The following is a 13,041-nucleotide window of genomic DNA, read 5'->3' on the forward strand; positions in this document are numbered from 1 at the left end:
CGATGAAAATAATTATTGCCCCGGACTCCTTCAAGGAGAGCCTCTCCGCCAGCGCGGTGGCGGATGCTATCGAACGGGGTCTGCGCAGAGCGCTGCCTGATGCGCAATATGTGAAACTGCCGATCGCCGATGGCGGCGAAGGCACGGTTGACGCGCTGATTAATGCCACCGCCGGGCAGCTGATTTTCGTACCGGTCACCGGGCCGATGGGGAGGCCGGTGAACGGTTTTTTTGGCCTGCTGGGGGATGGGAAAACGGCGGTCATTGAAGTGGCCGCCGCCTGCGGTTTGCAGTGGGTGGCACCGCAAGACCGGGACCCGCTAATCGCGACCAGCTATGGGGTCGGAGAGCTCATTAAGGCGGCGTTGGACCGAGGCGTCGACAAAATTATTATTGGTCTGGGGGGCAGCGCCACCAATGAGGGCGGGATTGGCATGCTGCAGGCGCTGGGCTGTCGCTGTACCACCGCCAGCGGAGACGAAGTCTCGTGGGGCGCTGCGGGACTCGATGAACTGACTGAGATTGAGTGCGCCGGTCTCGATCCGCGATTAGCCGGGGTAACGCTTCAGCTGGCCTGCGATGTGAACAATACGCTGCTCGGCTAGCAGGGCGCTACTGCGGTTTTTGGTCCGCAAAAAGGGGTGACCGCGCACACGGCGCTGAGGATTGAAAACAACCTCGCCCGGGTCGCCCGCGTTCTCAGCGCCCGCTCCGGAACGGATATCGCCAGCCTCAAGGGCGGCGGTGCGGCCGGCGGCATGGGCGCCACGCTGCAGGGGATACTGGGTGCTGAAATGTCCAGCGGCATCGATCTTGTGCTTAACACGCTGAATTTTGATGAGCAGGTGCGCGAGGCCGATCTGGTGATTACCGGCGAAGGGCGGCTTGACGCCCAGACCAGCAGCGGTAAGGGGCCTGCCGGCGTGATCGGCCGTGCGCATGCCCACGGTTGCCCAAGTATTGCGCTGGCCGGGTCGCTCGGCAGTGGTTATGAAGCGCTGTACGCGATCGGACTCAATTCGGCGTTTTCGCTGGTTCCCGGCATTATCTCCTACGAGCGCGCGCTGCGCGAAGCCGCTGCTCTGCTGGAGTCGACGGCGTTCAATATTGCCTCGCTATGGCATCTGGCGGCGAGCCAATCGGGTTGTCACCTGCGTCCTCCGTTGAGGGAAAAAACATGAATATTCTTTATCGGCCTGAATTTATCCGCGGTTTTGGCACCTATAAACTGCGCGCAGAGAGATTAATGACGGCCCTCGAACAGGCGCTGAACGTGGGCTATCGGGCGATTGATACCGCGCAGATGTACGAAAATGAACGGGAGATTGGGCAAGTTCTGCGTCATCATCCCGTCGCTCGCAGCGAACTTTGTATTACCACCAAAGTGCTGCCGGCGAATTACCCCGCCGACCGGTTTATGGCTTCGGTGGCGCAAAGCCTGGCGGCATTGAATGTTGAACAGGTGGATGTGTTGTTGCTGCATAGTCCGCCAAAGCAGGACTTCAGCGCCACGTTGCGTTTGCTGGAACAGGCGCAGCAGCAGGGGCTGACGCAATGTATAGGCTTAAGTAATTTCTCTCCCCAGCAGATGGTCAGGGCACGTGAAGTTATTGCCACGCCGCTGGTTGTCAATCAGGTGGAGTTCCATCCGCTGCTGGATCAAAGCGACTTATTGCTGGCCGCGGTCGCTACGCAAATCCCGCTCTCCTCATACTGTTCAATAGCCCGGGGGGAAGTGCTTAAATACGGGCTTATTCACCGTCTGGCGGAATATTATGCCCGTACGCCGGCGCAAATTATTTTGCGCTGGATTTTACAGTCGGGCGTGCAGTCAAATACCATGTCCTCCGATCCGCAGAGAATTGCTGAGAACTTCGCGATCCTCGATTTCACCCTCTCCCATATCCACATGCAGCAGATAGCCGAATTAAAAAGTGCCAATTATCGCGTTGTAACCTTGTAAGCCGGGTTACAACGCGCTATCTGACGGGGAAGGCGAGTAGCGCCTTCCCCGTTATTGTTTATTTGGACCATGTGACCGTGTCAGCGTCCGGCCGGCGGCTAAGACGTGAAATCGAGTTATTCCCCCACAGTTCCTGATAACGCAGACCGGTAATCTCCTCGAGAATACGCTGGTTTTGCGGGTTTGCGGGGGCGAATGGCCCGCCGGCGAGGCGCATTCTGTCGCACTCCTCGCGCAGTACCGCATGCGTTTTGATATTCAGCGTAAAGCGACGTGACGCCAGGTAACCGGCAATCAGTAGCAGCGTGGTGCCGAGACTGAGTACGGCCAGGATAACGTAATGCACCGACTCCGGCTGCTGCTGCTGCCCGGGATTAAAATGCGCCAGCTGCAGCAGAACGCCGACGAGCATCACCGCTATTGCCTGCGATGCCTTACGCGTCATGGTCATGACGCCGGCGAAAATACCTTCGCGCCGCAGACCGGTGATCGCCTCGTCGACGTCGGCCATATAGGTGTAGGTATTCCACGGGATATAGTTAATGCCGCCGCGACCGAAGCCCGCCACCGCCGAGACCAGCATCAATACGGCAAGATGGGTAAAATCCCCGAGCCATAAAAAACCGTAGGTCAGGCAGGCAAGCGCAAAAAAGACCACCGCCAGACGATAGGCCGGGGCTGGCCCCCAGTGAATACACAGTGGGATCATGCAGAGCACGGCGATCAGCTGCATGATGGACATGATGCCGAGTAATTCGGAGGAGACGGTGGCGGTCTGGAACAGGACATATATGACGTAGTAGGTGAAAACGGCATTAAATACGTCCTGGGCGATAAACCCGCCGAGGTACATCCCAAGATGGGTGCGGAAGGCCTTAACTTTCAGGGTGGAGAGCGCGTCGCTGAAAAAACGCCTGAGTAAAGATCCGGACGCGGCAGGCGGCGCCTGCTGGTCAACGCTGCGCTCTCGTTCCCACGTATTGCAATACACCAGGGTCAGGGCGATGGCGCAGAGGATGGCAATCACCAGTCCGGCATAAAAGAAGGCGTGGGGGTTATCTTTTCCATACCAGCTAAAAAACAGGGCCGGCAGGTAGGCCGTGATGATGTAAGACAGCTGGGCAAAAGAGATTCTCGCCCCTGAGAAGCGGGTCTTCTTTTTGAAGTCATCGGTCATTTCCGGAACCAGGGTTTCATACGGCACCAGAACCATGCTGTAGACCAGTTCGAAGACAAGATAGGTCAACAGGTAATAGAGGTAACCCATATCGCTGACCCAGATAAAACAGTAGGAAAAGACGGCGGGGATACCTGACAAAATAAAGAATTTGCGGCGACCAAACTTTTTCCCCAGAAAAGTGTGGCCGAAGTTGTCGGTAATATAGCCCATTAATGGGCTGGCGATGGCATCGAAGACGCGCGCAATGGCGAAAATGGATGCGGCTTCAACCGCGCTCAGGTGACAGAAGTTGGTATAAAAAAACAGCAGCCAGGCACCGGTGAGTGCCGTCGTTCCCATACCAAAAAAATCCCCTGAGCCGTAGCTGAGATAGTGTTTTAACGTGATTGTTCTTGCCATGATATACGCCTGTTATCTGAGTAACGAGTTCGCAGTACCATAGTTCACTGATATTCAAAAGTAACCAACTTGTTAGTTACTTTTGATCGTGGATCACATTTCATTAACCACCAGTCACGCCGTTACCGGCAGCAGGGGAACGCGGAAAAAGCAGCGGCCTACGCCTGATGGGCGCTGCGCACATCCCGGGTCAATCGGGTGCTTAACCAGTACAGCGGAAGCTGAGCTATCGTCGCCAGGAGTACTCCGGCTAAGGGCGTCATCGCCATCAGCCCCTTCGCCACGATAGCGCTGCCCAGCGTTTCACCGAGGGTTATCCCCAAATTAAACGCCGCAATATTTAAGGCCGAAGCAAAATCGACGGCTTTTGGCGTCCAGCGTTCAGCGGTGCTCAGCATGCCGGCCTGAAAAGCCGGCGACATTCCGAACGCCAGCACTCCCCACAGGAATAACAGGACCATCATCGGCAGGCGCCAGGGTAACGCCACGGCCAGTAACATGAGGGTGACTGCCAGCAGCAATAGCATCCGGCGTAATGCGGGTGTCCAGCCCTGGGTCACCGTCAATTTGCCGCCGAGTTGATTCCCGATGAGCGTGGCGATGCCAAAAATAATCAGCAGCAAACTCGCGGTTTGCGATGAAAAGCCGCTGATGTCGGTCAGGATCGGCGTAATAAACGTGAACGCGGCAAAGCTGGCGCCAAAGCCGGTGATGGTTATCGCCATCATGGCCAGAATTTCCGGCCGCAGTAACGCCGCGAGTTGCGTGACGGTTTTACCCGCCTCAGGCACGGCCAGCCGGGGTACCCAGATTGCCGTGGCGACCCACGCCATCACGGCCAGCCCGGCGACAGCGTAAAACGGCAGCCGCCACCCGACGCTGTTACCGATCAGGCTGCCTAGCGGCACGCCGATCACCATGGCTAACGTCAGGCCGGAAAACATCAGGGCAATCGCGCGTCCGCCTTGCCCCGGTGGCGCGAGGCGGCTGGCCACGGTCGCGCCGATGGCAAAGAAACTGCCGTGCGCCACCGCAGTGATGGCCCGGCCTGCCAGCAGCAGCGGGTAGCTATCCGCCAGCGAGGAGAGGATATTACCGGCCAGGAACAGCGTTATCAGACTCAACAGCACCGTTTTGCGCGCTAACCGCGCCAGACCCAGCACCGCCAGCGGCGTGCCAATCGCCAGCGCGAGCGCATAGAGTCCGACCAGTTTACCCGCCGCGGCCAAAGAGACGTGAAGATCTCGCGCGATGGCCGGAAGAACCCCGACAACAATGAACTCCGCTACGCCAATGGCAAAAGAGGTCACCGCCAGGGCCCAAATCCCCGGATGTATTGGCGTTTTCTGACTCATCGTTCACCTGCAGCGGCCTGGGCGATAGACTGATCCTGTTCAACCGTGGCGCCAGCGACACCGACGGCGCCCAGGATGTCGCCATTCGTATCATGTAATACCACACCGCCGCCAAAGCTGATTAATCCGCCGTTGGTGTGTTCCAGACTGTAGATGGCCCCGCCGGGCTGGGCGTGTTCGCCAAGGTCAATGCTGTCGACGCCGAACAAGGCGGCGGTTCGCGCTTTCTTGATCGACACGTCAATGGTTCCGGCAACCGCCCCGTCCATACGCAGGAACTGACGCAGCAGGCCTGAATCGTCGACGACGCAAATTGAAACCGAAAAACCTCGCTCACGGGCCAGGGTTGAGGCGCGTAAAATAACATCCCGGGAAAGTTGCTCTAATTTCATTTTCAAAACTCCTCGTTTTAACAGGTGTTTTGATGATTCCAGAACTACCGGAGTGAAGAAACAGGGGCGGGAGATATCCGCTTATTGTTTGATAATGTCAAACTTTCCACCGCATCAATTGTGTGACGAGATGGCTGATTCGCTCTGTGCTCAGGCGCTGAGAGGGGCCGGAAATACCCAGCGCGGCGACAATTTTCCCGTGTTGACGTAGCGGTAGCGCCAGGCAGTGCAATCCGCATTCGGCTTCTTCGAGATCAACGGCATAGCCCTGACGGATAATCGCCTGCAGCTCCTTTTCCAGCTCTGCGGACAACACGTCCGCCCGGCGCAGGCTGCGAATAATCTCCGCTTTATCCGCGAGGAGCACCTTGCCGATGGCTGAGGTGGTCATGCCTTCTCTGCGACCACGCGCGCTGAATACCGGTAGAGGGCCGTTAGCATCGATGGCGTCCAGGTAGAGGTATTCGCGCGTTCCGCACGGCACCGCCAGATAACACTCCTCGCCGCTGATCTCCGCCGCGTATTGTAGCAAGGGGGCGAAAAAGGATTTCACATCCTGATCGGCATCAATCAGCGTCTGAGCAATGGTTCTTAAGCGTAGACCCAGCGAGTAGCGGGTGCCGTTACGGGTGATATACCCCATTGCTGCTAAAGTGTTCAGCAACCCGTATATCGTGCTTTTATGCAGTTCCGACCGGCGGGCCAGATCGACTAATCGGGCATCGCCACCCAGCTCAGCGATGATCTCAAGGAGATTCATCGCCCGTTCTACGGACTGAATTTTACGACTTTCATCGATCATCGATGTTTCTCTCTGTTGCCGCTCCCGACGTTCAAAGGCGGGGGAGATAATGGGCCGCATAATGAATAAAAAAGACCGGCGATACAATACGTCGTGTCGAGTGCCACGCGCGCCTGTGCCGTCATTTTTTGTCTAATTGAAAATGATATTGCTAACCATTATCATCATGGCGCTATGTGAATAAGGCTTATCCGCCAGAGTGATACGGGAAAAACAGGTGAAGAGAGAGTATCAACAGGGGAAGGATCATCCGTCCCGAAACAGAGTTCAGCGCATCGCGGCGTTTTGCATGCTCTCCTGTATGGCGCTGCTGTACGCCGGAAAAAGCGCGGCGAAACCGGATATGAAGCCGCTGGGGCCGAATATTGCCGATCGCGGGTCTGCGGTTTATCACTTCAGCGTGCATCAGTTTGACTCTGCGGATGGCAAAAGACACTACCGGGTCTGGACCGGCGTACCGGACAGATCGCCGCCGCCATCGGGCTATCCGGTGCTGTATATGCTGGATGGTAATGCGCTGATGGACCGTTTGTCGGAAGATCTACTGAAACAACTGACCCAAAAAACGCCGCCGGTGATCGTGGCGATTGGCTACCAGACGCCGCTGCCCTTCGACACCCACGCCAGAGCCTACGACTATACGCCCGTGGCGCAGCAGCAGCGCGGGGCCGTTGCCGTCGGACATTATGCGCGCGAGGGGGGCGGCAGCGCGACGTTCCGCCAGCTGCTGGAAGGGCGCATCGCGCCAACGGTCGAAAAAAACATTAACATCGACCCCGATAAACGGGGCATCTGGGGACACTCCTTCGGCGGGCTGTTCGTGCTGGACAGCTGGTTAACCTCCTCTTTTTTCCACTTTTATTACGCGGCCAGCCCTTCGCTGGGTAGAGACAATTTCGTCCTGCTGGAAAGAATGGCATCGCTTAATCAACAGGGGGGCTGTCACAAGCAGCTCTATCTGATGGAGGGCGACGATCCGTCGGGAAGAAGCGCCGCCGCCGGCGCGACCGAGGTGCTGAGCAGGTTGCGCAAGACGGTATCCGCCCTGAGCGCTAACGGGCTGGCCGCGACCTACTGGCATTATCCTGGGCTCACGCACGGACCGATGTTTAATGCCTCCTTCCAGAGCGCTTTACTGCATCTCGCTGCGGCCGGTGAGCGCAGCGAAAAGAGGTGCGACATACACGGCTGACTCCGCGAGGCATCCATTCTGGCGCGTTGTCGGGGAGCGGGCGGCGGAGCGCTATTTCAGCCGCGCCGCCGAAGGTAGTTTGTACCAACGGGAGATTTCCCTGCCGATGGCAGGAGCAGCTGCTTTGTTGACAGTAGAAAAGCATACCGGGCTTTTCCAGGTATGACTCCGGCTCTTCTGGCCTGGGAAACATGTCGTGTTTTAAGTGATGCCTGTCAGGCAATATGACCCCTTCATCTCTATTTCAGCACATCTTCGACGACATCCGCTTATTGACTAAACATGCTTTCCGGGCAGCCATAATCGGGTGACGAATCTGTAGCCTTTGCTTCGTGTAGTCTGTTCGATACCTTACTATTTTCTTATCCCGCCACCTGAAGTTCCTATGAAATACCGCCCGCTGGCTCTGCTATAACTGCACCACCACTGATTGCGCGATCGGGTATATCACTTCCAATTTCTGCGGAACCCGTTACTTATGGATATTGCCAGCATTGAAAAATTGATCGCCTTAGTCGAAGCCTCTGGCATTGGCGAACTGGAAATTGCCGAAGGCGCCAGCTCCGTGCGCATCAGCCGCGTCATCACCAGCCCGACGGCGGTCGGGCCATCCGCCGAACCTACGGCCGTCGTTCAACCGCAGCCGGCCATGCCGATTCCGGCTGTGCAGGCGCCGGTTATCGCGCCGGACCCAGCGCCGGAACACGTCACGCTGTCCCCGATGGTGGGAACCTTTTATCTCTCTCCGGGGGCCGGTGCGCCGCCATTTGTGGTTGTCGGTCAGCAGGTCAACGCTGGCGATACTCTGTGTATCGTTGAAGCGATGAAGATGATGAATCAGATCGCGGCGGATAACAGCGGGATCGTCAAAGCGATTCTGGCCACCGATGGTCAGCCGGTTGAGTTCGACCAGCCGCTGATGGTGATTGAATAGGGGGACGTCATGCTGGACAAAATTGTGATTGCCAATCGCGGCGAAATCGCGCTGCGTATTCTGCGCGCCTGCCGGGAGCTTAACATTCGCTCGGTGGCGGTTCACTCTACCGCCGACCGTGAGTTAAAACACGTGCTGCTGGCCGATGAAAGCGTCTGCATTGGCCCGCCGCCGTCCGCCAAAAGCTATCTCAATATTCCGGCGGTGATTTCGGCCGCTGAAGTGACGGGCGCGGCGGCCATCCATCCAGGTTACGGTTTTCTGGCGGAAAATGCCGACTTTGCCGAACAGGTGGAGCGCTCAGGGTTCGTGTTTATCGGCCCGAAAGCGGACACCATTCGTCTGATGGGGGACAAGGTTTCGGCCATTCAGGCGATGAAGCAAGCCGGGGTGCCGTGCGTGCCGGGATCGGACGGCCCGCTGGACGATGACCGGGAGAAGAATCGCCGGCTGGCGGCCGGGATCGGTTACCCGATCATCGTCAAGGCCTCCGGCGGCGGCGGCGGGCGCGGGATGCGGGTCGTCCGGCAGGAGAAAGAGCTGGCGCAGGCCATCGATATGACGCGCGCCGAAGCGAAAGCGGCGTTCAACAACGATATGGTCTACATGGAGAAGTATCTGGAGAATCCGCGCCATATTGAAATCCAGGTGCTGGCCGATGGGCAAGGGCAGGCGATTTATCTTGCCGAACGCGATTGTTCAATGCAGCGGCGCCACCAGAAGGTGGTGGAGGAGGCTCCGGCGCCGGGGATCACCGCCGAGATCCGCCAGGCTATCGGCGAGCGCTGCGCCAAAGCCTGTCTGGACATCGGCTATCGCGGCGCCGGTACCTTCGAATTTCTCTATGAGCAGGGCCAGTTTTACTTTATCGAAATGAATACCCGCATTCAGGTGGAGCATCCGGTGACGGAAATGATCACCGGCGTTGACCTGATTAAAGAGCAGTTGAGGATTGCCGCCGGACTGCCGCTCTCTATCAGCCAGCAGCAGGTGCGCGTACGCGGTCACGCGATTGAATGCCGGATTAATGCCGAAGACCCACGCACCTTCATGCCCAGCCCCGGAAAAATTACCCGTTTTCATGCGCCTGGTGGCTTTGGCGTACGCTGGGAATCGCATATCTACGCGGGCTACTGCGTCCCGCCGTACTACGACTCGATGATTGGCAAACTGATCGTCATCGGCGATAGCCGGAATGAGGCCATTGCGCGGATGGAACATGCCCTGAACGAGCTGGCGATCGACGGCATCAAAACCAACGTTGAGCTGCAGCGGCGGATCATGGCGGATGACCATTTTCGCGCCGGCGGCAGCAACATCCATTATCTGGAAAAGAAACTGGAGCTCAGTCGCTGAACTTCGCCGCAAAGCAGCCTCCGGGCGGCTTTCTTCATTTATCGCTATCAATATCACTACTGGAAAACCGGAGGTAAGTTGTGTCTGCACTCTCTTATGTGACGGGTGAGAGCCATTGCGCCTGGGCTATCTATCTCGCCCAGGTGGAACGCGTCCTGCCGCTGCCCGGCGATCTCAATCGCTGGGCCGATACCCTGCGTCACCCGGAAAGGGCGCTGATTGTCGATGTTCCGCTGGAAATGGACGACGGGACGATTCGCCATTTTGAAGGCTATCGCGTTCAGCATAATCTCTCCCGCGGACCCGGCAAGGGAGGCGTGCGCTATCACCCCGACGTCAGTCTGCAGGAGGTGATGGCGCTGGCGGCGTGGATGACCGTGAAATGCGCGGCGCTCAATCTGCCGTTCGGCGGGGCGAAAGGCGGCGTACGCGTCGACCCGACGGCGCTATCCGACAGAGAGCTGGAGCGGTTGACCCGCCGCTACACTTGTGAAATCAGCCGGGTGATCGGTCCCCGGCAGGATATTCCGGCGCCGGACGTCGGCACCAACGCCCAGGTTATGGCCTGGATGATGGATACCTGGTCGCGTCATGCCGGAATCGCCGCGACCGGCGTGGTGACGGGGAAACCGGTCCACCTCGGCGGCTCGCTGGGGCGGGTGCAGGCCACCGGGCGCGGCGTGTTTATCACCGGCTGCCACATCGCGGAAAAGCTGGGGCTGTGCGTGGCGCAAAGCCGGGTCGCCGTGCAGGGGTTTGGCAACGTGGGGAGCGTCAGCGCCGGGCTGTTTCATGCCGCCGGCGCGCGGGTGGTGGCCGTACAGGATCATCGCGCGACGCTGTATCAGCACGACGGCCTCGATATTCCGGCGCTGCAGGCGTGGCAGCAGGCTCACGGCACAATAGCCGGTTTCCCGGGCGCCGATAGCGTGGCGGACGAGGCTTTCTGGAGTCTCGGCTACGAGATACTGATTCCGGCAGCGCTGGAGGGGCAGATTAGCGCGGAGCGCGCCGCCGGTCTGCGCTGTCGCCTCATTCTGGAGGGGGCCAACGGCCCGACGCTGCCGGAGGCCGACGATGTGCTGGCTGAGCGGGGGATCGTGCTGGTTCCCGACGTGATTGCCAACGCCGGCGGGGTGACGGTCAGCTATTTCGAATGGGTGCAGGATTTCTCCAGCTTCTTCTGGAGCGAAGAGGAGATCGATGCGCGGCTGGATACTATTATGCGCCACGCCATCGAAAGCGTCTGGCTGAAAGCGCAGGCCCTGGCTATTCCCCTGCGTACCGCCGCCTGGGCCCTGGCCTGCGAACGGATCCTGCTGGCGAGTCAAGACCGCGGGCTGTACTCCTGAGGCGCGGAGAGCGGACAAGCCCTGCGCTGCCCGCGCGGGGCCATGGGTATCAGCAAACTCAGGAAGAGGCGCGCGCGATATGCGCCCGCCGCTGCCGCTGGTCGCACCACAGGGTGAAGATCCCCGCCAGCGCCACGATCCCGGCGCCGATCAGCGTTGACGAACCGGGCAGGCTGTTTAAGAACAGGTAGCCAATCACCATCGACCAGACCAGGGTGGTGTAGTCAAACGGCGCCAGCAGCGAGGCGTCGGTAAAACGCAGGCTTAGCGTGACCAGAATCTGCGCCATGCCGCCGAAGAAACCGCAGCCCACCAGCAACAGAAGCTGGCCCGGCGTTGGCCGCGTCCAGCCGAACAGGCTGGTTGCCAGGCCAATCAGGGTGGTCATCAACGAGAAGTAAAAGACGATGGCGCCGGGTTTTTCAATGCCGTTGAGAAAACGGATCTGAATGTTGGAGGTGGCGGTGCAGAGCGCGGCCAGCAGGGCGAACGCGACGCCGAGAGCCATCCCGGACTGCAGCTGGCCGCCGGCGAACAGAGAGCCGCGGGCGGTTAAGCTGGCGGAGAGCATAAACAGGATACCGGAAAAACCGACAATCACCCCCAGCCAGCGGGAAAAACGCACCCGCTCTTTCAGCAGCAAGGCCGCCATGATGACAGTGAAGAGCGGGGCGGCGTAGCTCAGGGCGGTGGCGTCGGCGAGGGAAATCGACACCAGCGCCAGATAGTTGAAGTACATCCCGCCGGTACCGGAAAAGCCGCGAATCAGGTGGCCGAAAATATTTTTGGTCTTAATACTGGCCAGCACGTTGCCCTGAATTTTTAACCAGATGAGCAGGGGGAACATGGCGATAAAGGAGCGGAAGAAAATCACTTCGCCGGTGGGAATCGCCCCCTGTAATCCTTTGACGCAGGCCAGCATTAATGTCGCGCACAGCGCGGAGAGTATTTTTAGATAAATCCCAAGTCGGGCATTCATGTGACTACCTTTGGTTAACGGTCGCGGAGGGACGCGAGGTGGATGTCGCGCATGGCGTTACAGTAGAGGGCGCGAAGGGCCGGCAGATAAGATAATTTCGTTCTGTCAGGATAATGTTTGCTTATCTCTGGGCGCCGGCGCCGTCATATAAATCGCCTATCTCCCGACAGCGTTTCCCTCTTACCCGTTGCGCAAGCAATGTCGATATAGTCGCGATAAGTGGTTAGCCATACCGGCGAACGGGGAACCTTTTCGCAGACGTCGGTACTCTTTTATCCAGACCGAGGGAAACAATAATGAAACTGAAGCGAAATGCGGGTTTAGCGCTGGCTTTGACGCTGGTCGCGGCGTCCGGCGCCGCGCGCGCCGACATGCTGGCGGATATTCATGCACGCGGCGAGCTGAAGTGCGCGGTCTATTCCGATGTGCCGCCGTTTTCGGCCCCGGATCCGAAAACCCGTCAGCTGGTCGGGATGGACGTTGAACTCTGTCATGCGCTGGCGAAACAGATGGGGGTCAAGGCGCAGCTGGTTCCCACTTCCGTGGAAGCGCGTATCGCCGTCATCGCTACCGGGCGAGCCGATGTGCTGATCGCCAACCTTGCCTATACCAAAACGCGCGGCCGCCAGATTCAGTTCAGCGACCCTTACTATGTCGCGAAAGAGATGCTGCTGGTGAAAGAGGCAAACGCCGATAAAACCCTCGCCGATTTTAAAGGCAAGCGCATCAGCGCCACCAAGGGGACCACCTCTGAACAATCCATCGTGCTGAAGGGCGGCAAACCGGTCACCTTCCAGGACGCCGCGTCGGCCTTCCTCGCCCTTGAGCAGAATAAAGCGCTGGGCTTCGTCACCAACACGATGACCGGTATCAAGATGATCGGCCAGGCGAAAAAGGACGGCATCAATCTGGCGATGATTAAGGAGCCGATGGCGCTTGAACCTATCGGCGTGGGGATGAAGCAGGGCGAACCGCAGCTGCTGACCAGCGTCAATGAAAGCCTGAAGGCGATGGATGACAACGGGACGATCGACAAGATCTGGAATACCTGGATTGGACCGAACACCGAATACAAAATGGTCCGCGAAGAACGGGTACAACCGTTATCCAGCCTCACGTTTGAACCGCTGGAATAAG

The 13,041-nt window shown here is 58.5% G+C and carries 11 protein-coding genes and 1 pseudogene; 7 read left to right on the plus strand and 5 right to left on the minus strand.

All coding sequences use genetic code 11. The features are described from left to right. Positions 1-2 precede the first annotated feature (2 nt). Positions 3-1,181, plus strand: a pseudogene (locus AC007G_RS10290) (glycerate kinase). Then, positions 1,178-1,963 carry an aldo/keto reductase gene (locus tag AC007G_RS10295; protein WP_142630820.1) on the plus strand — a complete coding sequence of 262 codons (786 nt, stop codon included), beginning with the start codon at positions 1,178-1,180 and terminating at the stop codon, positions 1,961-1,963. The pseudogene AC007G_RS10290 and the gene AC007G_RS10295 overlap by 4 nt, the downstream one beginning before the upstream one ends. 58 nt (positions 1,964-2,021) lie before the next feature. Here AC007G_RS10295 and AC007G_RS10300 read toward each other — a convergent pair whose 3' ends face one another. The 4 genes from AC007G_RS10300 to AC007G_RS10315 form a co-directional block, all read right to left on the minus strand. Next, positions 2,022-3,542 (minus strand): MFS transporter, encoded by a 1,521-nt coding sequence (locus AC007G_RS10300; protein ID WP_142630819.1) that lies wholly within the window; start codon positions 3,540-3,542, stop codon positions 2,022-2,024. A 158-nt stretch (positions 3,543-3,700) separates the two neighbouring features. After that, positions 3,701-4,897 (minus strand): MFS transporter, encoded by a 1,197-nt coding sequence (locus AC007G_RS10305; RefSeq protein WP_128320019.1) that lies wholly within the window; start codon positions 4,895-4,897, stop codon positions 3,701-3,703. Further along, positions 4,894-5,289 (minus strand): GlcG/HbpS family heme-binding protein, encoded by a 396-nt coding sequence (locus AC007G_RS10310; RefSeq protein WP_032686835.1) that lies wholly within the window; start codon positions 5,287-5,289, stop codon positions 4,894-4,896. Before AC007G_RS10310 ends, AC007G_RS10305 begins: the two co-directional genes overlap by 4 nt. 97 nt (positions 5,290-5,386) lie before the next feature. Further along, positions 5,387-6,091, minus strand: coding sequence for an IclR family transcriptional regulator (locus AC007G_RS10315; RefSeq protein ID WP_032699218.1), 705 nt, complete (start codon positions 6,089-6,091; stop codon positions 5,387-5,389). Positions 6,092-6,380: 289 nt separating this feature from the next. Between AC007G_RS10315 and AC007G_RS10320 the strand changes: the two genes are divergently transcribed. The 4 genes from AC007G_RS10320 to AC007G_RS10335 all read left to right on the plus strand — a co-directional run bounded on the left by AC007G_RS10320 (position 6,381) and on the right by AC007G_RS10335 (position 10,925). Further along, the gene (locus AC007G_RS10320) at positions 6,381-7,283 is read left to right on the plus strand and encodes an alpha/beta hydrolase (protein ID WP_073554425.1); all 903 of its coding nucleotides are present in this window, start codon (positions 6,381-6,383) and stop codon (positions 7,281-7,283) included. Positions 7,284-7,761: 478 nt separating this feature from the next. Further along, complete coding sequence (gene accB, locus AC007G_RS10325) at positions 7,762-8,217, plus strand: acetyl-CoA carboxylase biotin carboxyl carrier protein (RefSeq protein ID WP_142630818.1); 456 nt, start codon at positions 7,762-7,764, stop codon at positions 8,215-8,217. A gap of 9 nt (positions 8,218-8,226) precedes the next feature. Continuing rightward, entirely contained in the window at positions 8,227-9,573 is a 1,347-nt protein-coding gene (gene accC / locus AC007G_RS10330; protein ID WP_032686839.1) for an acetyl-CoA carboxylase biotin carboxylase subunit, read from the plus strand. Positions 9,574-9,653: 80 nt separating this feature from the next. After that, positions 9,654-10,925 carry a Glu/Leu/Phe/Val family dehydrogenase gene (locus AC007G_RS10335; RefSeq protein WP_032686840.1) on the plus strand — a complete coding sequence of 424 codons (1,272 nt, stop codon included), beginning with the start codon at positions 9,654-9,656 and terminating at the stop codon, positions 10,923-10,925. Between the two features lie 58 nt (positions 10,926-10,983). Here AC007G_RS10335 and AC007G_RS10340 read toward each other — a convergent pair whose 3' ends face one another. After that, complete coding sequence (locus AC007G_RS10340) at positions 10,984-11,904, minus strand: DMT family transporter (protein WP_032686841.1); 921 nt, start codon at positions 11,902-11,904, stop codon at positions 10,984-10,986. A gap of 296 nt (positions 11,905-12,200) precedes the next feature. Here AC007G_RS10340 and AC007G_RS10345 point away from each other — a divergent pair, with 296 nt between their 5' ends. Next, the gene (locus tag AC007G_RS10345; RefSeq protein WP_032695344.1) at positions 12,201-13,040 is read left to right on the plus strand and encodes an ABC transporter substrate-binding protein; all 840 of its coding nucleotides are present in this window, start codon (positions 12,201-12,203) and stop codon (positions 13,038-13,040) included. The last annotated feature ends 1 nt before the right edge of the window (position 13,041 follow it).

This window comes from Klebsiella sp. CSG-1, assembly GCF_056521145.1.